Consider the following 21161-nt stretch of genomic DNA (forward strand, 5'->3'; position numbering starts at 1 on the left):
CCCTAGCCGCGCGTGATCGGCAGGCCTTCGTTGATCCACCCCGGACCGGCGCCCGAGCCGAGCATACCCTCCGGCACATCGATGACCTGCGTGAACCCCGCCTCTGTCAGGCGATTTGTCAGGCGCGACGACCGCACGCCGCGCATGCAGATCAGCGCAATGGGCACGTCCCGCGCGCCCTCGGTCAGCTCCAGCAAGGCTTGAGTGAAATCGTCCCGCCGCATGTCGAGCCTTCGCGCCGACGCCGGGCTGCCCGTGGCGGCCCATTCATCAGGGCGCCGGATATCCACCAACAGGATCTCGCCACGGGTGGCCAACTCATGAGCAGTTGCCACGTCGATCTGTTCCGAAACCGTCTCGGACAAAGCCGTGTAATAGAGATTGCGCCCCTCGGTTGCCGCGAAGATCGCGCCCACCAGCGCCACGGCACCACCCCCGATCAGCACCCTGCGGCGGTCCATCCTAGCTGGCCTCCATGTAGCCGGTCACGATCTCGGCCATCATCTCGGGCCCGAGGACGGGCGGCAGCAGGGTCAGCACCTCTCCCGCGCCATCAAGCAGGTAAATGAACGAGCCGTGAGAGAAGACGGTGCCATGAAACGGGTCAATGAAGAGCTCCTCGAACTCGACGGAATAGCCATCGTACGCCTCCTGCAAAGCGGCCTCGCTGCCCGTCAGGCCGACGAAGTCCGGGTGAAAGACAGGCAAGGCGCGGGCCATGGCCTCGGGGGTGTCGCGTGTCGGGTCCACAGTGATCATGACCGGACGCAGCGCGCCGCCGCGGGCGCGGACCTCCTCCACGGTCGAGGCCATGAGGGGCAGCGCGGCTGAGCAGATTTCCTGACAGTTCGCATAGCCAAAGAACACCAGCTGATGCCAATTTTCCGGGTCTGCCTGCGTGCGCTCGGCGCCGGTCTGATCGATCAGCGTGAAGGCGCCGCCGAGATTGTCGGTCAGGCTCTGGGCCGTGGCCGTGCCGGTGGCGAGGGCCAGAACCAGCACAAGGCGGATCATCGGGTGGCCTCCCAGGCCTCTTGCCAGGTTTCCCCGGTGCCGAGGTAGCCATCCGCCTCGATCAGCGCCAGGATCCGAGGGTCATTGCGATACCAGCGGCCCTCCTGCGCTGCCGCCTCCGGGAAAGCCTCGGCCCAGGCGTCGGTCCATCCGTCTGCGGTGGTCCAGTCATCCTCACCCACCCGACGGATCATCTGGACGAGATAGACGTTGGTCGCGCCCACGTATTCATCCTCGATCAGCAGCCCGTCGACCTCCACCAACTCGCCACAGAAGGGCGCCAGATCGACGGCCGCTCCGGTAAAAATGCCCTGGTTGTTCTTGTTGGGATAGGTCAGCACCCCGTCGAGGCTGCGCAGCAAGCCCACCTGGCGTCCGTCGGTGCAGGCATTGCCGCAATCGCCTGCCACCTCGCAGAGCAGGTCGACGACGGTGGCCTCGAACCGAGCGGGTTCTTCCCACGCGAGGTTCCAGGATCGCGCCTCGGACCCGGCCGAGAACGGGCCCTCCTGCGCCGAGACGGGCACGCCGACTGATGACAGCGCAACGAACAAGCCGAGATGTTTGAACGGAATATTCATCATTAACCCTCCGGGTTCGGGATCGCGAAGCCCGGAACCGCGCCGAAATCATCGTGGTTGATGTTCGTAATCCCGTGATCTTCAAGCACCGCCTCCACCACGAGGTAATTCAACCCGTCACGCGCGAAGAGGTTGCCTTCGACGGTGACCTCGTGGGACGCCAACTCAAGCTGCCGCTGTCCGGAAGCGCTTTGATCGTCTCCGGCAATCGCAAGTATCATGTAAACGGTGCCGTCTTCTCCGAGCAGACCCACGGGGATCCCCCCGGCCGAACACCAGATCGCACAGGTGTGGTGCGCCGTGCCGCGCACTGCATCCGGCCCGCCCATGACGCCCGAGAAGTAGCACCAGGTATCGATGATCTCACCCCGGAGGGTGACGGCCTCCCCCTCGGCCCAAACCGGTCCGGCGGCCAGAACGGCCGCCGCTGTCAACAAACGTTGCATGTGTCAGGCTCCCCTTGCATCCCTGCAAGCAGCCTAACAGTCCTGACGCGCAACCGAGGTCACATTTTAGAGCGCCCCGCGCGAGCCTCCGTGAACCGGCGAATTTGCACCGCCCGTCGCGCAGCTCGAAAGCGCCGGACACTCCAGCCTGACTTCATCTTTTCACAAATACGGCGGGGGGAGGCGCTCTTCCTGAAGAGCGCCGGGGGGCAGCGCCCCCGACAAGGCCCTCAGCACGCAGGAAGCACGCCGACAGGAAACCCGAACGAACGCGCCGTTCAGGCCGCTTTCTCGAGCTCAAAGGCGTCGTGCAACGCCTGCACGGCAAGTTCCATGTACTTGCGGTCGATCAGCACCGAGACCTTGATCTCGGAGGTGGTGATCACCTTGATGTTCACGCCCTCGTCGCGGAGCGTCTGGAACATCTTCGCCGCCACGCCCGCGTGGGACCGCATGCCGATGCCGACGATGGAGACCTTCGCCACATCGGTGTCGGCGATCAGGGAGGCGAAGTTGATGTCGCCCGCGTCCTTGGCGTCCGCCATGGCCTTTTCCGCGCGCGCGACCTCGCCCACGGGGCAGGAGAAGGTCATGTCGGTGATGCCGCCGTCCGAGATGTTCTGGACGATCATGTCGACGTTGACGCCCGCTTGCGACAGCGGGCCGAAGATCGCGGCGGCGATGCCGGGGCGGTCCTCGACGCTTTGCAGCGTCATCTTCGCTTCATCGCGGGAATAGGCGACACCGGCTACAACGTTGGATTCCATGATTTCTTCCTCCGGGCAGACGAGGGTGCCGGCGTCGTCGGACGGCTCCTCAAACGATGACAGGACGCGCAGGCGTACATTGTAGCGCATGGCCAGTTCGACCGAGCGGGTTTGCAGGACCTTGGCCCCGAGAGAGGCCAGCTCCAGCATCTCCTCGAACGCGATGCGGTCGAGCTTGCGGGCCTTGGTGGTGATGCGCGGATCGGTTGTGTAGACGCCGTCGACGTCAGTGTAGATGTCGCACCGCTCGGCGCCGAAGGCGGCGGCGAAGGCCACGGCGGTGGTGTCCGAGCCACCGCGTCCGAGCGTAGTGATCCGACCCTCGGGCGAGATTCCCTGGAAGCCTGCGACCACGGCGACGCGCATGCCCTCGTCGAACTTGGTGTTCAAATTGGTGGTCGGGATCTCTTCGATCCGGGCAGAGGCATGAGCGTCGGTTGTCAGAAGCGGCACCTGCCAGCCTTGCCAGGAGCGCGCGGGCACGTCCATTTCCTGCAGGGTCAGCGCCATCAGGCCCGCGGTCACGTTTTCACCCGAGGAGACGACGGCGTCGTATTCGCGCGCGTCGTAGAATTGCCCCGTTTCCTCGACATAGCCCACCAGCTTGTTGGTCTCGCCGGACATGGCCGAGACGATGACGATCACGTCATAGCCGTTGGCAACTTCGCGCCCCACGCGCTTGGCGGCGCGGCGGATGCGATCGAGGGTGGCGACGGAGGTGCCGCCGAATTTCATAACCAGAAGGGGCATATCAGGTCCCGTTGTTCAATCGCGGACGGGCTTACCCCCGCGACAGGCTGGGGGCAAGTGGTGCCGGGAGACCGGGGGCGCGGCCTTCGGGCGCGGGAGCCGGAAGGGGTTCTCACGCTGCGGTGCCTAAGGAGGCGGCCGGGTGCGGAAAAAGGGGGCTCTGCCCCCGACCGCGCGGGGCGCGCGGCCTCCCCCGGAATTGTATTTGCCAAGATGAAGGGAGCGTTGCGGGTCAGGGCAGGTGGCGGGCGGCTTCCTTGAAGGCGAAGGGTTTGAGGCGGTCTCCGTGGGTGTCGAGCCAGGCGCGGGTGGTGTCGGGCGCGTGTTTCGAGAGATCGCGCAGCCACCAGGCGATGGCCTTCTGGATGAACCATGCGTGGTCATCGGCAAGGCGCGCGGCCCAGTCGAGGACGCGGGCGCGGGCGGCCTGTTCGACGGCGGAGGGGTGGCGGGATTTGACGAAGGGCAGGGTGAAGGTGAAGGCGGCGCGGCGAGTCCAGAGGTGCTCGGCGTTGGTCCAGCCTTCGAGCGTGTCGAGGCGCGTGGGATGCTGGACGAGGCGTTTCTGCCCGCCTTGCGCGACAGCATCGGCGATGGCCCAGGAATCGAACTGGGGCACGGTCTGGTTGATCCATTCCCAAGCGAGATGATCGTCGGGGCGCATGCGGGCCTGGATGAAGAGCTTTCCGGCCGCGATGCGGGCCTCGAAGATGTCACTCTCCCAGAGACCTTGCGCGAGCGCGGTGAGGTGGGCGTGATCGGGAGAGGCCTTGCGCCACTCGGTCGCCAGCGCGCCGGTGATCTCGTTGGAGAGGCCGAGGTAGGAGCGGGCGGCCTTGTGGTAGGCGGCCATGGCGGCGGCTTTTTCCGGGTCGGCGTGGGCTTGGAGGGCGGCGAGGGCCTCTTCAGGGGTGATCGGCGTGCTCATCGGGGCCTCGCGATCAACCAGTCGAGGTGGGTGCGGGTCACGGGCCAATCGGCGGCGGTGACGGAGTAGACGGCGGTGTCGCGGATCGTGCCGTCGGGGCTGCGCATGTGGGCGCGCAGGATGCCGTCAAGCTGCGCGCCGAGGCGTTCGATCGCGCGGCGGCTTTGCTGGTTCAGGCGGTGGGTGCGGAACTCGACGGCGAGGCAGCCCCAGACCTCGAAGGCATGGGTGAGCAAAAGGCGCTTGGCCTCGGTGTTGAGGGGGCCGCGTTGGGCCGCGGGGGTGATCCAGGTGGAGCCGATCTCGACCCTCGGGGTGTCGTGGTCGATGTTCATATAGGTGGTCATGCCGACGGGCGTGCCTTGGGCGTCGAGCTGTGTGAAGGGGATTATCCGGCCCGCGTCCCGGAGCGCGAGGCGGCGCTCCATCTCGGCGCCCATGTCGGCGGCAGAGGGCACGGCGGTGTACCAGAGCTCATGCAGCCGCCCCGCCTCGCTCGCCTCGGCCAGCGCGTCGCAATGCGCGGGATCGAGCGGCACGAGGCTGACGTGCTGCCCGGTGAGCGTCAGATCGGCGGGGCCTAGCGTCATTCCACCGTGACCGACTTGGCGAGGTTGCGCGGCTGGTCCACGTCGGTGCCCTTGTGCAGTGCCGTGTGGTAGGCGATCAGCTGCGCCGCCACGGCGTAGAGCATCGGCGCGAGGATCGGGTCGACCTTGGGCATCACAAGGGTCGACCAGGTGCCCTCTCCGGCCTGCGCGGCGCCCTCGGCGTCGGTCACCAGCCAGACCTTGCCGTCGCGTGCCATGACTTCCTGCATGTTGGAAATCGTCTTCTCGAACAGCGCGTCCTTGGGGGCGAAAACGATCACCGGGACCGATTTGTCGATCAACGCGATGGGGCCGTGCTTCAACTCACCACTGGCATAGCCTTCGGCGTGGATGTAGCTGATTTCCTTCAGTTTCAGCGCGCCTTCCAGCGCCAGCGGGAACATCGCGCCGCGGCCGAGGAAAAGGACCGAGGCGGCCTCTGACAATTCGGCGGTCTGGGCCGCGATCTTGCTTTCCAGCGCCAGCGCTTGGTTGATCAGGCCGGGCATGCCGCGGAGGGTCTCGTGCAGCTCGGCAGCGCGCGCCTCGTCGATGTGGCCGCGCTGGCGGCCGGCGAGGATGGCGAGGTTCGCCAGCGCGCCGAGCTGGTTCATGAAGGCCTTGGTGGAGGCGACGCCGACCTCGACGCCCGCCAGGATCGGCAGTGCCAAATCGGATTCGCGCGCGATGGAGGAGCCTGCGACATTCACCACCGAGACCACGCGGGCGACCCTGTCCTTCACGTAGCGCAGGGCGGCGAGGGTGTCGGCGGTCTCGCCCGATTGGCTGACGAAGAGCGCGACGGAGCGGTCGGAGACGGGCGGCTGGCGGTAGCGGAATTCCGAAGCGATATCGACGTCGCAGGGAATGCCGGCGATCTGCTCGAACCAGTATTTCGCCACCGCGCAGGCGTAATAGGCGGTGCCGCAGGCGACGAAGATCATCCGGTCGGTGCAGGTGAAATCAAGCTGCTCCGAAAGCCGCGCCGTCTCGCTCTCTGCGTAGTGGCCGAGGCAGTCGGAGAGCACCACGGGCTGCTCGAAGATCTCCTTCGCCATGAAGTGCCGGTGGCCGCCCTTGTCGAGCTGCATCGACTGGGCGGGGACGGTCTGCATCTCGCGATCGGCGAGCTGGCCCGCGGCGTCGCGGATCTCCACCCCGGCGCGGGTGACGAAGGCGTGGTCGCCCTCTTCCAGATAGGTGATGCGATTGGTCATCGGCCCGAGCGCGATGGCGTCGGAGCCCACGAACATCTCGCCCTCGCCGTGCCCAATGGCCAGCGGAGAGCCCATGCGCGCGGCGACGATCAGGTCCTCCTCGCCCTCGAATAGGAAGGCCAGCGCATAGGCGCCGTCGAGGTGGCGCAGGGTCTCCACCGCCGCGTCGCGGGGGGACATGCCCTGATCGAGGAAATCCTCGCAGAGTTGGGCGACGGTTTCGGTGTCGGTCTCGCTGACGAATTCACGATGCGGGAGCTTGTCGCGCAGTTCCTTGAAATTCTCGATGATGCCGTTGTGCACCACCGCCACGCGGCCCGCCTGATGGGGATGGGCATTGGCGACCGAGGGGCCGCCATGGGTCGCCCAACGGGTATGGCCGATGCCGGATTTTCCCGACAGCGGATCATGGACCAGCGCGTCGGAGAGGTTCACCAGCTTGCCGACAGCGCGGCGCCGGTCCAGCACGCCGTCACGCACGGTGGCGATCCCGGCGCTGTCATAGCCGCGATATTCCAGACGCTTGAGCGCCTCGACCAGGATCGGGGCAACCTCGTGGTTGCCCAGGACGCCGACGATACCACACATGGGTTAATCCTTTGTCTTCGCGGCCTTGATGGCCTTCAGGCGGTCGCGCAGCTTGACGGCGAGGCCGGGCTTGGTGACCTGTTTGGCGCGGCTGATGGCCAGCGCGGCCTCGGGCACGTCCTCGGTGATGGTCGATCCGCTGGCGGTCATGGCCCGGTCGCCGACTTTGACGGGCGCGACAAGCATGGTGTCGGAGCCGATGAAGGCATCCGCCCCGATCTCGGTGCGATGCTTCATCACGCCGTCGTAGTTGCAGGTGACGGTGCCGGCGCCGACATTGGCGCGCGCGCCCACCGTGGCGTCGCCGATGTAGCTGAGGTGGTTGACCTTCGCGCCCTCGGCAATCTCGGCGGCCTTCACCTCGACGAAGTTGCCGATCTTCGCGTCGTTGCCGATCTCGGCGCCGGGGCGCAGGCGCGCATAGGGGCCGACCACGGCACCAGAGGAGACGTGACAACCCTCGAGGTGCGAGAACGCGCGGATCTGCGCGCCGGATTCGACCGTCACATCGGGGCCGAAGACGACATAAGGCTCGATCACCGCGTCGCGGCCGATATGGGTGTCGAGCGCGAAATGCACGGTGTCCGGAGCCTGCATCGTCACCCCCGCCTCGATCAGCTCCGCGCGGCGTTGCGACTGGAACTGCGCCTCGGCGCGGGCCAGCTCGGCGCGGGAGTTGATGCCGATTGTCTCGGCCTCATCGCAGGCGATGGCGGTGGCCGAAAGCCCTTCGGCAATGCCGAGTTCCGGGATGTCGGTCAGGTAATATTCCCCCGCCGCATTGTCGTTGGTGACCTTGGACAGCAGCCCCATCAGCGTCGCGGCATCGGCGCAGAGCACGCCGGAGTTGCAGAAGGTGATCGCCCGTTCCGCCTCGGTGGCGTCCTTGTATTCGACGATCCGCTGCAGCTTGTCGTCCTGCATCACCAGCCGCCCGTAGCGGCCCGGATCGGCGGGGTGGAAGCCCAACATCACCACGTCATGGGCGCTGCGCGCGATGCGCATGGCCTGCAACGTCTCGGGCGTGAAGAAAGGGCTGTCGCCGTAGAGCACCATGGCGTCGCCGTCGAAATCCGCCAGCGCCTCCGCCGCCTGCAGGACCGCGTGGCCGGTGCCCAGTTGCGGCGATTGCCGGACCGTCACGGCTTCGGGGGCGATCTCGGCCAGCGCCTGCTCGACCTGTTCCGCGCCATGACCCGTCACCACGATCAGCCGCGCGGGCTCCAACGCGCCGCCGGCGGCGATCGTATGGGCCACGATGGGCGCGTTCCCCAGGGGATGCAGCGGCTTGGGCAGATCGGAATTCATCCGTGTCCCGGCGCCAGCCGCAAGGACGATGAGGGCTAGGGGGCGGTGTGTGGCCTGCATGAAACGTCTTTCCTTCGCGTTTGCAGCCTATTAACCCTGCAACGATGCGGGGCATAGCCCCGATGCGTTCAATTTGGCCGACAAGCTGTAATAGGCATGGGCGGAAAAGTGCCGAGGAAGCAATGATGCGAACAGTGGTTTTCGATCTCGACGGCACGCTGGCGGACACGGCGGGCGACCTGATCGCCTCGGCCAACGCGGCGCTGGCCGAGATGGGGCACCCGCCGCAACTGGTCATGGGCTCGGACGATGCCACCGCCTTCGCAGGCGGCCGCGCGATGCTGCGGCTGGCGGCCGAACGCATGGGTCACGCCGATGGCGAGGCGCTGGCCGACGCGGGCTATCAGGCGCTGCTCGATGCCTATGGCCGCGACATCAACGTGCATACGACGCTCTATGACGGGGCCGTGGCGGCGGTGGACCGGCTCCGCGCGCGCGGTGATCTGGTGGGCATTTGCACCAACAAACCCGAGGGTCTCGCGGTTGAGTTGATCGCGCGACTGGGGCTGACCGAGCATTTTCCCGCGCTGATCGGCGCTGACACGCTTTCCACCCGCAAGCCCTTCGCCGAGCCCCTGTTGGAAACCATCACGCGCCTCGGCGGAAGCCGCGACAACGCGGTGCTGGTGGGCGACACCATCACCGACCGCAAGACGGCAGCGGCGGCGGGCATTCCGTGCATTCTGGTGACCTTCGGCCCCACGGGGCGCGCCGTCGAAGACCTTAACCCCGAAGGGTTACTGGACCATTACGATGATCTGGAGCGGGTAATCGCGGAGGTTCTGGCCTGATCGCCCTCGCGCGTTTGGCCCATTGACGCGGACGGGCGAGCGTCTGATCTTGGCGCCATGAGCAAAACAATCTTTACCGGCAATTTCACGCAGCAAGAACCGATCCCCGAGGCCGCGATTGAGGCGGCTGTCGCGGTCATGCGGTCGGGCCGTCTGCACCGCTACAACACCGCTCCCGGCGATGATGGCGAGGTCGCCAAGCTGGAACAGGATTTCGCGGATCTCGTGGGCGCGAAATACTGTCTCGCCGTGGCGTCAGGCGGCTACGCCATGGGCGCCGCCCTGCGCGCGGTGGGCGTGGCTCCCGGCGACGAGGTGCTGACCAACGGCTTCACCCTTGCCCCCGTGCCCGGCGCAATCGCTGCCGTGAACGCCGTTCCAGTCTTCGTCGAAGTGACCGAGGCGCTGACCATAGACCTCGAAGATTTGTCCGCGAAAATAGACACTTCGCGTGCCAAAGTGCTGCTCCTGAGCCACATGCGGGGTCACCTTTGCGACATGGATCGCTTGATGGAAATCTGTGACTCGGCAGGTGTCATTGTGATCGAGGATTGCGCCCACACGATGGGTGGCGCCTGGAACGGCGTGCCCTCGGGACGCCACGGGCTGTTCGGGTGTTATTCGACGCAGACCTACAAGCACATCAACTCGGGCGAGGGGGGGCTGCTTGTCACCGACGATGCCGAGATGATGGCGCGCGCGACCATGCTCTCGGGCTCCTACATGCTTTTCGAGCGGCACCGCGCCGCGCCGCCGCCCGAGGTCTTTGCCGAGATCAAATACGTTACGCCCAATGTCTCCGGCCGGATGGACAATCTGCGCGCCGCGATCCTGCGGCCGCAACTGGCCGATCTGCCGGCGCAGGTCGCCAGATGGAACGCGCTTTACCGGACGGTGGAGGAGGGGCTGCGCAATACGCCCGGCCTGCAAGTCATTGAAAGGCCAGAGAAAGAAAGCATCGTCGGCTCCTCCATCCAAGTGCTTCTGCCCGGCATCTCCGCGGCCAATATCGAAGCCGTGGTCGCGGGCTGCAAGGCGCGCGGGGTTGAGTTGAAATGGTTCGGCGCACCGGAACCCTCGGCCTTCACCTCTCGCTATGACAGTTGGCGCTATGCGCCGGCGCAGAGCCTGCCCGAGACGGATCGCATCCTGACGGGGCTCTTGGACATGCGGCTGCCGCTGACCTTCTCGACCGAGGACGCCGCGATCATCGCCGAGATCATCCGCGACGAGGTGCTGTCGATCCGCACCGCCGCCTGAAGCATCGAATAGAAACAAAAAAGCCCGCGTCTTTCGATGCGGGCTTTCGATTGTCTGATGTCTTGGCGCCTCAGAAGTGTAGCGCGACACCCAGACCTACGGCGTTGGCGTCGATCTGCTCGCCAGAGGAGCCGCCATCGATCGTGCCGGCGTCGGGGTTCATATGGGTGGAGGTGTAGTCCATCCGCACCGAGACTTGTTCGTTCAGCAGCATTTCCAGACCGATACCGTAAACGAGGCCATCGGCGGAGCCTTCCGACGAGACGCCGGTTGCGGCGGAATAGTTCACCATCTGGTAGCCGAGAGAGCCGTAAACCAGCGCGTTTCCAAGGGCATAGCCGCCCCGGACGCGGGCATTCAGGACGTTGTCGAACTCGAAATCCGGCGTCGTGTTGGTCGTCTGGAAAGCGACAGGACCGCTGTAGCCAACCTCTGCACCGACGACGAAGTTGTCGCCGACCGCGTAGTTGTAACCGCCGTAGGCGCCGAAGCTGGTGCCTTCCTGAAGCGGGGTCGGTGCCGTCGAGTTATCGAACTCGGGCGAGATGATGTTGGTCGCGAAACCTGCATAGAAACCCGTCCACTGGCTGGCATCCTGGGCCATGGCGCCAGTCGCCGATACGGCGGCGGTGAGGGCGATTGCAGAAATGGTGAGACGCATAATGTGTCCTTCTGAGACCATATTGGGTTGGCGGCGCTCGAATCCGCTGTTGAGTAACATATAGCGCGCCGCCCGCCCCCGGAAAAGGCACGCCACCGTGTGCGGCGCGTTTCAGGCGACCTGTGGCACATTCACGTCACTATGCACGCGACGTGTTGAGACAACGTTAACGGAGAGCGAAAAATCGGCCCTCAGACCAGACGCGAATTGTCTTTGGCCGCCCGCACGAAGTCACGGAATAGCGGGTGCGGCGCGAAGGGTTTCGACTTCAACTCGGGATGAAATTGCACGCCGATGAACCACGGGTGATCCTTCACCTCGACGATCTCCGGCAAGGCGCCGTCGGGGGACATGCCGGAGAAGATCAGCCCTTCTTTTTCCAGCGCCTCACGGTACTGGATATCGACCTCGTAGCGGTGACGGTGGCGTTCCTCGATCGCTGTCGTGCCGTAGGCCTGCGCCACGCGCGAGCCCTCTTTCAGCACGGCGTCATAGGCGCCAAGGCGCATGGTGCCGCCCTTGTCGTCACCAACCTTGCGCTCCACCTTGTGGTTGCCTTGAACCCATTCCTTCAGGTGATAAACCACGGGCGTGAAACGCTTTTTACCAGCTTCGTGATCGAATTCCTCGGAGCCTGCATCACCCAGATGAGCGAGATTCCGGGCGGCTTCGATAACCGCCATCTGCATGCCGAGACAAATGCCGAGGTAGGGGATTTTCCGTGTCCGGGCGAACTCGGCCGCCTTGATCTTCCCCTCGGTGCCGCGCTCGCCGAAGCCACCAGGCACAAGGATCGCGTGGAAGCCTTCGAGATGCGGCGCCGGGTCCTCACGCTCGAAGATTTCGGCATCCACCCACTCGACGCTGACCTTCACGCGGTTCGCCATGCCACCATGGGTCAGCGCCTCGGCGATGGACTTATAGGCGTCCTCAAGCTGCGTGTATTTACCGACGATCGCGACCTTAACTTCCCCTTCAGGATTGTTAATGCGATCGGCCACGTCCTCCCAGACGCTGAGGTCCGGCTTGGGGGCAGGGCTGATGCCGAAGGCGTCCAGAACAGCCTGATCCAGCCCCTCGCGGTGGTAGGCCAGCGGTGCGGTATAGATCGAGCTGAGGTCCTGTGCCGCGATCACGGAATCGGGGCGCACGTTACAGAAAAGCGCCAGTTTCTCGCGCTCTTTCTCGGGGATCGGACCCTCGGAGCGACACACGAGAATATCGGGCGCGAGGCCGATGGAGCGGAGTTCCTTGACCGAGTGCTGCGTCGGCTTGGTCTTCAGCTCGCCCGAGGCCTTGATGTAGGGCAGCAGCGTGAGATGCATGAAGATGCACTGTCCGCGCGCCTTGTCCTGGCTGAACTGGCGGATCGCCTCGAAGAAGGGGAGGCCCTCGATATCGCCGACCGTCCCGCCGATCTCGCAGAGCATGAAGTCTACGTCGTCTTCACCGATATTGATGAAGTCTTTGATTTCATTGGTGACATGGGGGATCACCTGGATCGTCTTGCCGAGGTAGTCACCGCGCCGCTCTTTCTCCAGCACGTTGGTGTAGATTCGCCCGGAAGAGATGGAATCGGTCTTGGACGCCGGCACGCCGGTGAAGCGCTCGTAATGGCCGAGGTCGAGGTCCGTCTCGGCGCCATCGTCGGTCACGAAGACCTCACCATGTTCGAACGGCGACATCGTGCCCGGATCGACGTTCAGGTAGGGGTCAAGCTTGCGCAACCGTACCGAGAAGCCCCGCGCCTGAAGCAATGCGCCCAGTGCCGCCGATGCCAGACCCTTGCCAAGCGAAGAGACCACACCCCCGGTGATGAAAATAAAACGCGCCATGCTTGTTCAGTCCCCCGTGCGGATGGTGCGGGCGACTTCGGCCGGCCCATCGTTGCTAGTATCACGGGATTTGAGAGTACCCGGATTCGGGGCCGTCATACAAGGACAGTCCCCCATTGCAACGCAATATCATGTGGAAAACCCCGCCACCCACGCGAAATCGAGTGGTGTGAAGGGGTTAGGTGCTTTTATTCGGATACGGGTGGAAGCGCCGGGCCATCGGTCCCGACAGGCGGCAGCATGGAGTCGATGGGGGGAAGCTCACTCTCGGCCTCACCCTCGGTCGCGGGCAGCCCGCCCAGGTCGTCCAGCAGGGAAGACCCGGCAGAATTCTGGGCCGCGATGATCGTCAGGGTGATGGAGGTCACGAGGAACGCTATGGCGAAGAACCACGTCAGCTTGCCGAGCGCCGTTGCCGCTTGGCGTCCCGTCATCACGCCGCCAGCACCGCCGCCGCCGCCCATGCCAAGCCCGCCCCCTTCGGAGCGCTGCAACAACACGACACCGATCAGGCAGATTGCCAGGATCAAGTGAATGACGAGGATGACGTTTTCCATGTACCGGCCCTATCTCATCGACCAAATCTCTGGCCCGCGCCTCACATATGAGATGCGACAGGGGGCCGCAAGGGCGTCCCGCACGGGTAAAGACATGATTCCTGTTTTCGTGTCGTCCACCGATGGTTCCACATGCAGCCACATGACGCAATGAAGGAGAGATTGTCGCAGAATACTTAACGAAAGGTGAATCTGCTGAAGGTTGCCGCTCGTATCTTTGGTTAATTGTCGCGCCGGGTCGGAATCAGGTTTCCTCCCTCCGCCCCGCCCGCTATGCCGCTGGCGGGTTTTGCAAACTACCTGAGGGAAAAGCATATGGCCAATGTTGTAGTTGTCGGCGCTCAATGGGGTGACGAGGGCAAGGGCAAGATCGTTGACTGGCTCAGCGAGCGCGCCGATGTCATCGCGCGGTTCCAGGGGGGGCACAACGCGGGCCATACGCTGGTGATCGACGGCAAGGTCTACAAGCTGAACGCGCTGCCTTCGGGCGTGGTGCGCGGCGGCAAGCTCTCGGTGATCGGCAACGGGGTCGTGCTTGACCCCTGGCATCTGGTCAAGGAAATCGAGACCATCCGCGAGCAGGGGGTGGAGATCACGCCCGAGACGCTGATGGTCGCCGAGAACACGCCGTTGATCCTGCCCATCCACGGTGAGCTTGACCGTGCCCGCGAGGAGGCCGCCTCCTCCGGCACCAAGATCGGCACGACGGGCCGCGGCATCGGCCCGGCCTACGAAGATAAAGTCGGCCGCCGCTCGGTGCGGGTCGCGGACCTCGCCGACCGTGCCACGCTGGAGGCGCGGGTGGACCGGGCGCTGCAGCACCACAACCCGTTGCGCAAGGGTCTTGGCATCGAGGCCATCGACCGCGACGCGCTGATCGAGGCCTTGGCCGAGATCGCGCCGCAGATCCTTCAGTATGCCGCCCCCGTCTGGAAGGTGCTGAACGAGAAGCGCAAATCCGGAAAGCGGATCCTCTTCGAAGGCGCCCAAGGCGCGCTGCTCGACATTGATTTCGGCACCTATCCCTTTGTCACCTCCTCCAACGTGATCGCGGGGCAGGCGTCGACGGGCGTGGGCCTTGGCCCCAACGCGATCGATTACGTTCTGGGCATCGTGAAGGCCTATACGACCCGCGTCGGCGAAGGTCCGTTCCCGACCGAGCTCGATGACGCGGACGGCCAGCGCCTTGGCGAACGCGGCCGCGAGTTCGGAACGGTCACGGGCCGCAAGCGTCGCTGCGGCTGGTTCGACGCGGCCTTGGTCCGCCAGACCTGCGCGACCTCCGGCGTTACCGGGATTTCGCTGACCAAGCTGGATGTGCTGGACGGCTTCGAGACCCTGAAGATCTGTGTCGGCTACGAGCTTGACGGCGAGAAGCTGGACTACCTGCCCACCGCCGCCGAACAGCAGGCGCGCTGCACGCCGATCTACGAGGAGATGCCGGGCTGGTCCGACAGCACGGAGGGCGCGCGGTCCTGGGCCGATCTTCCCGCCGAGGCGATCAAATACGTGCGTCGCGTCGAGGAACTGATCCAGTGTCCGGTGGCGCTTCTCTCGACGTCGCCGGAACGGGAAGACACGATCCTCGTCACGGACCCTTTCGCGGACTAGATCAAGCCTTGGGACGCGCCGCTCGCGTCCCCTCGCTCGATATTGGAGGCACGCATGGCACTCAGCTACAAAGCCCGAAAGCGCTGGTCGCTCTTCATCCTGTTGGTGGGGCTTCCGCTCTACATCGCGGCGGTCTGGTTCGTCCTGAGCCTTCTGGAAGGCTGGAACATCTGGCTGCAGCTGCTCATCTGCCTCGTGCTGAGCTTCGCTTGGGCGTTCCCGCTGAAAGCCGTGTTCCTCGGGGTCGGCAAGGCGGACCCGGACGCGCCACCCGAAGATTGAGGCGAGATCAATGCACGACGCAAAAAGGGCGACCCTCGGGCCGCCCTTTTTGGTTGGTTGTCAGGTGGGCTCAGACGCCGCGGCGCATCTTGAACATGCTACCGCCGAGGTCTTCCAACACCCTGTCTTCGGTCAACTTTTCCACCGCGGCGATGGCTTCCTTGCGGGAAATCGAGCCGTCCGTGGCAATGCGCACCAGACGCAGCAGTTGCATCCGCTTGAACTCCTTCAGGCCGGCTTCCTCGGTCAGGTACTCGGCCCCCATCTCGAGCACTTCCTCGATCTCGGTGGCCGGGGATTCGTCCAGCAGTTCGGCGAAGCGGGCGAAGTGGTCGACTTCTTCCTCGGCCTTAGTGGGCTTTTCAGGTGCCGGGGCGGCGGCCTCTTCATCGATTTCACGGGCCAGCTGTGCTTCCAGGGCGGCAATCGGGTCCTGGTCGTCGATTGCAGGCTCGGACGGTGCGGCGGTTACCTCCGCCTCGGCTTGCACCTCGGGCTCAGGTTCTGGCCCGGCGTCCGGTGCCTCTTCGAGCGCGGTATCATCCGAAGGCGTAACGACCTCTTCGTCGCGCGCCTCTTCGGCGTGGTCTTCGTCGGCCATATCTGACGCTCCTTCCGCCGTCTCTTCGGCAGGCTCTTCGACCTGCTGCGGCGCGGGGCGGTTGAGGCCGATGGCGATCTGGCCGGCGCGTTGCGCAAGGTTGGCGAGGGTTGCCGCCATCTTGCGTGGGGCAGGGCGGGCCTGTTCGATTTCTTCGACGTCGATCTCGTCGGCCTGCACCTCTGCGACGGGGGGCTCCACGGTCACATCGGTCGCTTCAGCTTCCGGCTCTGGCGCTTCAACTTCAATGTTGCCGACATCGAGATCCGCTTCGTCTTCGGGCAGCGGCGTGTCCAGCACCAGCGGTGCGAGTTGCGCCACGCTTGCGGCAGCTGTGCCACTGCCGGGGCGCAGCGACGTGCTGGCGTCGGCTTGGACCGGGACGACCCGGCGCGGCATGATGGCAGCCGTGTCAGACCCGGCTTGGCCCGCCTCGGCGTCGACCCGTTGCTCGGAGACGAGCACGAGGGGCGTCGGACGCGCATCCTCGGCGGCCCGGCGGCGGGTCACGTCGACACGGACGCGGCGCGGGCGCATGACCCGGGCAAGATCGTCGCGATATTCGGCGGCGCTGTCGGTCTCACCACCATAATCCGCAGCCGTGGCGCCATCTGCGGCAAGCTGTGTATCCGCCACGCGGGCGGCGACGGCGGCCTTCAGATGTTCGATATTGGCACGGCGGCGCGTGGTTTCATCCGTCGACAGACGGCCCTCGGTGGCGGTGAACAGACGGTCCATGTCGGTGTCGGAGTCATCTGTCGGCGCGTCGTCAGGTGCCGCGACATCGTCGTGCAAAACAGTGTCGGTATCCGCCTCGGCGGTATCCTGCGCGTCCAGATCAGCTTGGGCGTCTTCATCGTCCGAGACCGTGGCGGCGGCAATGGCAGCCAGCGTGGCGTCCTCGTCTGCGTCGTCTGCGACGGATTCTTCAGTGGCGTCCGGCCCTTCTGCAGGAGTCTCGTCTTCCGCCTCGTCGGACTGCGGCGTGGCAGCCTCAGCACCCTTGTTCGCGAAGGCGGCGGCGAGGGCGGCAACGGCGTCATCATCTTCCTCGGCCTCTGCCACATCCGTCACCTCAGCCGTCGGCTCAAGGTCGGCGTCCGACGTGTCGGGCTGAACGTCCACGGGCTGAACCGTGACCGGACGTTCACCATTCTCGGCCAATGTCGCGCGGCGAATCCGGGCCAGGCGCGCGGCGACGGAGGCGCCGTCAAAGGCGTCGTCGGCTTCCGGCTCATTGGCGAAGATCGAGTCGATATCCTCATCCGCGACGTCAGAGCCATCGTCGTCGAGGTCGCTGAGGTCTGTCGCGTCGAAATCGTCGATGGCGGCATCGTCGTCGGCTTGCGTCCCACCGCCGGCGGCAAGGGCAGCGGCCACGGCGATCAGCGTGTCGGCACCCCCTTCGCCATCTTCATCGGTGTCGCGGCGGGCAATCGTATCGGCGCCGGACAGGGCATTCTCCTCGGCGCGCGCGGGGGCAGCATCCGCTTCCGGCTCGGCCACGGCAGCGGCAATACCGGCCAAGGTGTCTTCGTCGCCGGCGTCGTCCTGCGCCGGTGCGTCCGTCTCGTCAGGCTGCTCGGATGTGGCTTCCGGCGCGTCGTCGGCAGGCGCGGTCACGGTGTCAGTCGTCGCGGCTTCCGGCGAGACGCTTTCGACCGCGTCTTCAATGTCTTGCTTGGTGTCAAAACCGGAGCTGAGGAAGGCAGGCGTTTCCTCGGAGGGGGCGCCTTCGGGGCGCATGATCATGCCCGATTCCAACACGCGCGCTTCGACCCGCCGCTCGATCGCGGCCTCGGTGATGCGGTGCAATGTGTCGGCATCGGGGGTCGGAGGCTCAGCGCCGAAATAGCGATCCTCCGCCGCAAGATCGCGGAAATATTCTGCAATTGCTTTCATCGCCTCGAACGGGCGATCAAATCCCTCTAGGGTACAGGAAAACGTGCCGTAGGAGACCGTTAGGATCTTGTTTTCGTCACTCATTGCTCTGCCACTCTGCTCAGCCGGTTCGTCACCGGCAATCGTCGCTCATCGGGTCGATCCCGAAATTATCATCCTCACAAAAGGTGTAACAAACTGTTTCCCGTAAAAAGCGACGCGAATTTGACCTTTCCATGGTGTTTGCCCCAGATCGTGGCGTCATTGTGCCCGGTGACCCAAGGACAAGATATCTATGCCTCTGATATATAAAGATTCGGTTGTTCTGGTCGGGGGCGCGCCGGTGACCGGGGCGGTTTTTGATCTTGTGCGGAAGCGCGCCGACATTTTCTTCGCAGCCGATGGCGGGGCGGACGCCCTGCTGCAGTTCGGCGTGATTCCGGACGCCGTGATCGGCGATCTGGATTCGCTGTCAGAGGCGGGTCGCGGGGCCATTCCAGCGGAGCGGATCATCGAGGTGTCCGAGCAGGACAGCACCGATTTCGAGAAGGCCTTGCGCGGTATCAAAGCGCCGCTGGTCTATGCGGTGGGGTTCACCGGAGCGCGTCTGGATCACGGACTGGCGGCGCTCCACGTCCTGTCGCGGTTCAGCGATCGCCCCGTCCTGTTGGTGGGAGAGGAGGATGTGACCGTGCATCTGCCCGCCCGCATCGTGCTGGATCTTGATCCCGGTCTGCGCCTGTCCCTGTTTCCGCTGGATGCGGTCACCGTGGGCATGTCCGGGCTGCGCTGGTCCTTCGAGGCGCTGGCGCTGCATCCGTTGCACAAGATCGGCACCTCCAACGAGGTCAGCGCGCCGCAGGTGGTGCTGACCAGCGATGCGCCGGGCGTCATGCTGATCGTGCCCCGCGCGGCACTTGGCGCGGTGGAGGATGCCCTGCTGCGCGCGGATTTGCACTCGCCGCAGACGTAAGTGTCCGTTAAGACAATGGCCAACTGCTGCCCCTAATAGAAGAGATCCCGCCCATGACGGCCGAGCTTTCCCCGATCGACAAAGCAAAATACGTCGCCGCACGGCGCGCCGTTGAATTCGTGGAAGACGGCATGCGCGTGGGGCTCGGAACCGGCTCGACCGCCGCCTGGATGGTGCGCTGCCTTGGCGAATTGGTCCGCGAAGAGGGGATGATGATCACGGGCGTCGCCACTTCCACCCGCACGGCGGATCTGGCGCGCGAGGTCGGGGTGACGGTCAAGACCCTCGACGAGGTGCGCTGGTTGGACCTGACGATCGATGGAACCGACGAGTACGACCCGAACCTGAACCTGATCAAGGGTGGCGGCGGGGCCTTGCTGCACGAGAAGGTCGTGGCCACTGCGAGCGACCAGATGATTGTCATCGCCGACCCGACCAAGCAGGTCGATACCCTCGGCGCGTTCCCCCTGCCGGTGGAGATCATCCCCTTCGGCTGGCAGACCACCAAGGCGCTGATCGAGGAAATGCTGTCGAACCTCGACGTTCTGGGGCGCTCGGCGTCCCTGCGGCTGTCGGGCTCCGAGCCGTTCCGCACCGACGAGGGCAATTTCATCCTCGACCTGCACCTGCGCCGCATCGCGCAGCCGGCGCAGTTGAGCCTCGTGCTCAACCAGATCCCCGGCGTCGTGGAGAACGGCTTGTTCCTCGACATCTGCGACGTGTTGGTAATTGGCAATGCCGACGGCACGGTCGAGGTGCGCGACATCAACAATGGCACGATCGAACATGAGCGCGTGGACGTGATCGACACTGACAATCTGTTCGTCGAAATCCGCGACTGAGGGCTAGAGGGGCTCTGCCTGATACTATCGTTCAGGGGGCTCTGCCCCCCGGGCCCCCCGGAGTTGTAAAGCCAAGATGAAGCTCGGAGCAGGGTCGGCTCACGCAGGCGTGCGGGGCAGGTGGCGGCGCGCTACTGGCCTTGCGGCGGGGGGTGTGAAATACCTGCGCGCAATCAATTCGCTGGAGGGAGCGCGCGATGTCCGAGTTTGACTATGATCTGTTCGTTATCGGAGGCGGCTCCGGCGGTGTGAGAGCGGCGCGGGTCGCCGCGGGTGGCGGGGCGAAGGTCGCGCTGGCGGAAGAGAGCCGCATGGGCGGCACCTGCGTGATCCGGGGCTGTGTGCCCAAGAAGCTGATGGTTTTCGCGTCGAGCTACCGCGAGGGCTTCTCGGAGGCGCGCGCCTATGGCTGGGAGGTCGAGGACGGCGAGTTCAAGTGGCCGGTGTTCCGCGAGCGTCTGCATGAGGAGTTGGACCGGCTCGAAGGCGTGTATCGCAAGATGCTGGACAACTCCGGCGTCGAGGTCTTCGACGGTCGCGCCGTGGTCACGGGCGCGCATTCGGTCAAGGTCGGCGGCAAGGAGAAGACCGCCAAGCATATCCTCGTTGCCACCGGCGGGCGCCCGGTGCGGCCGGACAAGGAGAATGCGGAGTTGGGGATCGTCTCGGACGATCTGTTTGACCTCGACGAACTGCCCGAGACGATGCTGATCATCGGCGGCGGCTATATCGCCTGCGAATTTGCCTGCATCATGGCGGGCCTCGGCGTGGAGGTGACGCAATACTACCGCGGCGCGCAAATCTTGCGGGGCTTCGATGACGAGGCGCGCGGCTTGATCTCGGACATGATGATGGAGCAGGGCATCCACCTGCACCTTGGCTCGGACATCCACGAGATGAACGAGACCGATGATGGGCGCATCAAGGTAAGCTCGACCGCCGGTCAGGACGAGACCTTCGACAAGGTCCTGTTTGCTACCGGGCGCGCGCCCAATACCAAGGACATGGGTCTGGAGGAGGCGGGCGTGAAGTTGGGCGAGGGCGGCGAGATCGTCGTCGACGACTACAGCCAGACCGATGTGCCGTCGATCTACGCCATCGGTGACGTGACCAATCGGGTCAACCTGACGCCTGTGGCGATCCGCGAGGGGATGGCCTTTGTCGAGACCGTGTTCAACGGCAACCCGACACCGGTGGATCACGACCTGATCCCCTCGGCGATCTTTACCACGCCGGAATACGGCACCATCGGGCTGACGGAAGAGGCGGCGCGCGAGCAGGAGGCGATCGAGGTCTACACGACGGCCTTCCGCCCGATGCAGACCGCTTTCGCGCAGAAGCCCTGGCGGGTGATGATGAAACTGGTGGTCAGCCAGGAGAGCCGCAAGATCCTCGGGTGTCACATCGTGGCGCCGAACGCGGGCGAGATGATACAGCTGGCGGGGATCGCGGTTAAGATGGGCGCGACCAAAGAGGATTTCGACCGTACGGTTGCAGTTCACCCGACGATGTCGGAAGAGATTGTAACGATGCGCGAGCCGATCCGGACGTCCTGACCGGGGGATTTGGCGCGTGACGCGCGAATGTATAGGTGCAAATCGGATTTTTCGCCCCATAT

The 21161-nt window shown here is 64.9% G+C and carries 20 protein-coding genes; 7 read left to right on the plus strand and 13 right to left on the minus strand.

Annotated elements, in window-relative coordinates; translation table 11 throughout:
* Positions 1–2: 2 nt before the first annotated feature.
* From KYE46_RS06670 to glmU, 9 genes are all read right to left on the minus strand, one after another.
* Positions 3–461 carry a rhodanese-like domain-containing protein gene (locus tag KYE46_RS06670; RefSeq protein WP_219004345.1) on the minus strand — a complete coding sequence of 153 codons (459 nt, stop codon included), beginning with the start codon at positions 459–461 and terminating at the stop codon, positions 3–5.
* A gap of 1 nt (position 462) precedes the next feature.
* Entirely contained in the window at positions 463–1014 is a 552-nt protein-coding gene (locus KYE46_RS06675) for an SCO family protein (protein WP_219004347.1), read from the minus strand.
* A complete protein-coding gene (locus KYE46_RS06680; RefSeq protein WP_219004349.1) occupies positions 1011–1595 on the minus strand; it encodes a hypothetical protein in 585 nt (194 codons plus the stop codon). The genes KYE46_RS06675 and KYE46_RS06680 overlap by 4 nt, the downstream gene beginning before the upstream one ends.
* Before the next feature lie 2 nt (positions 1596–1597).
* Complete coding sequence (locus KYE46_RS06685; RefSeq protein ID WP_219004350.1) at positions 1598–2041, minus strand: hypothetical protein; 444 nt, start codon at positions 2039–2041, stop codon at positions 1598–1600.
* 278 nt (positions 2042–2319) lie between these two features.
* Complete coding sequence (locus KYE46_RS06690) at positions 2320–3558, minus strand: aspartate kinase (RefSeq protein WP_219004351.1); 1239 nt, start codon at positions 3556–3558, stop codon at positions 2320–2322.
* A 232-nt stretch (positions 3559–3790) separates the two neighbouring features.
* On the minus strand, positions 3791–4486 hold the full coding sequence (locus tag KYE46_RS06695) for a DNA alkylation repair protein (RefSeq protein WP_247716937.1): 696 nt from the start codon (positions 4484–4486) through the stop codon (positions 3791–3793).
* Positions 4483–5076 carry a GNAT family N-acetyltransferase gene (locus tag KYE46_RS06700; RefSeq protein WP_219004352.1) on the minus strand — a complete coding sequence of 198 codons (594 nt, stop codon included), beginning with the start codon at positions 5074–5076 and terminating at the stop codon, positions 4483–4485. The genes KYE46_RS06695 and KYE46_RS06700 overlap by 4 nt, the downstream gene beginning before the upstream one ends.
* A complete protein-coding gene (glmS, locus tag KYE46_RS06705) occupies positions 5073–6881 on the minus strand; it encodes a glutamine--fructose-6-phosphate transaminase (isomerizing) (RefSeq protein WP_219004353.1) in 1809 nt (602 codons plus the stop codon). The genes KYE46_RS06700 and glmS overlap by 4 nt, the downstream gene beginning before the upstream one ends.
* A gap of 3 nt (positions 6882–6884) precedes the next feature.
* Positions 6885–8249, minus strand: a complete 1365-nt coding sequence (glmU, locus tag KYE46_RS06710; RefSeq protein WP_219004354.1) for a bifunctional UDP-N-acetylglucosamine diphosphorylase/glucosamine-1-phosphate N-acetyltransferase GlmU — start codon at positions 8247–8249, stop codon at positions 6885–6887.
* Between the two features lie 125 nt (positions 8250–8374).
* Between glmU and KYE46_RS06715 the strand changes: the two genes are divergently transcribed.
* Positions 8375–9040: an HAD hydrolase-like protein gene (locus KYE46_RS06715; protein ID WP_219004355.1), complete on the plus strand. Its 666-nt coding sequence runs from the start codon at positions 8375–8377 to the stop codon at positions 9038–9040.
* A gap of 57 nt (positions 9041–9097) precedes the next feature.
* Positions 9098–10300, plus strand: coding sequence for a DegT/DnrJ/EryC1/StrS family aminotransferase (locus KYE46_RS06720; protein WP_219004356.1), 1203 nt, complete (start codon positions 9098–9100; stop codon positions 10298–10300).
* 70 nt (positions 10301–10370) lie between these two features.
* Here KYE46_RS06720 and KYE46_RS06725 read toward each other — a convergent pair whose 3' ends face one another.
* From KYE46_RS06725 to secG, 3 genes are all read right to left on the minus strand, one after another.
* On the minus strand, positions 10371–10961 hold the full coding sequence (locus KYE46_RS06725; RefSeq protein ID WP_219004358.1) for a porin family protein: 591 nt from the start codon (positions 10959–10961) through the stop codon (positions 10371–10373).
* A gap of 191 nt (positions 10962–11152) precedes the next feature.
* Positions 11153–12796, minus strand: coding sequence for a CTP synthase (gene pyrG / locus KYE46_RS06730; protein ID WP_219004360.1), 1644 nt, complete (start codon positions 12794–12796; stop codon positions 11153–11155).
* A 188-nt stretch (positions 12797–12984) separates the two neighbouring features.
* Positions 12985–13353, minus strand: coding sequence for a preprotein translocase subunit SecG (gene secG / locus KYE46_RS06735; protein ID WP_219004362.1), 369 nt, complete (start codon positions 13351–13353; stop codon positions 12985–12987).
* Between the two features lie 315 nt (positions 13354–13668).
* Here secG and KYE46_RS06740 point away from each other — a divergent pair, with 315 nt between their 5' ends.
* Together KYE46_RS06740 and KYE46_RS06745 are read left to right on the plus strand one after the other, a co-directional pair.
* Positions 13669–14964, plus strand: a complete 1296-nt coding sequence (locus tag KYE46_RS06740) for an adenylosuccinate synthase (protein WP_219004363.1) — start codon at positions 13669–13671, stop codon at positions 14962–14964.
* 54 nt (positions 14965–15018) lie between these two features.
* Complete coding sequence (locus KYE46_RS06745) at positions 15019–15246, plus strand: DUF2842 domain-containing protein (RefSeq protein ID WP_219004364.1); 228 nt, start codon at positions 15019–15021, stop codon at positions 15244–15246.
* Positions 15247–15316: 70 nt separating this feature from the next.
* On the opposite strand, the gene KYE46_RS06750 is transcribed toward KYE46_RS06745, so the two are convergent.
* Entirely contained in the window at positions 15317–17833 is a 2517-nt protein-coding gene (locus KYE46_RS06750) for a hypothetical protein (protein WP_219004365.1), read from the minus strand.
* Positions 17834–18023: 190 nt separating this feature from the next.
* Between KYE46_RS06750 and KYE46_RS06755 the strand changes: the two genes are divergently transcribed.
* The 3 genes from KYE46_RS06755 (at position 18024) to gor (ending at position 21099) form a co-directional block, all read left to right on the plus strand.
* Positions 18024–18701, plus strand: coding sequence for a thiamine diphosphokinase (locus KYE46_RS06755; protein ID WP_219004366.1), 678 nt, complete (start codon positions 18024–18026; stop codon positions 18699–18701).
* 53 nt (positions 18702–18754) lie between these two features.
* Positions 18755–19543: a ribose-5-phosphate isomerase RpiA gene (gene rpiA, locus KYE46_RS06760; protein ID WP_219004367.1), complete on the plus strand. Its 789-nt coding sequence runs from the start codon at positions 18755–18757 to the stop codon at positions 19541–19543.
* Positions 19544–19740: 197 nt separating this feature from the next.
* Positions 19741–21099, plus strand: coding sequence for a glutathione-disulfide reductase (gene gor, locus KYE46_RS06765; RefSeq protein ID WP_219004369.1), 1359 nt, complete (start codon positions 19741–19743; stop codon positions 21097–21099).
* Positions 21100–21161 lie beyond the last annotated feature (62 nt).

The organism is Gymnodinialimonas ceratoperidinii (genome assembly GCF_019297855.1).
Taxonomy (GTDB): Bacteria; Pseudomonadota; Alphaproteobacteria; order Rhodobacterales; family Rhodobacteraceae; genus Gymnodinialimonas; species Gymnodinialimonas ceratoperidinii.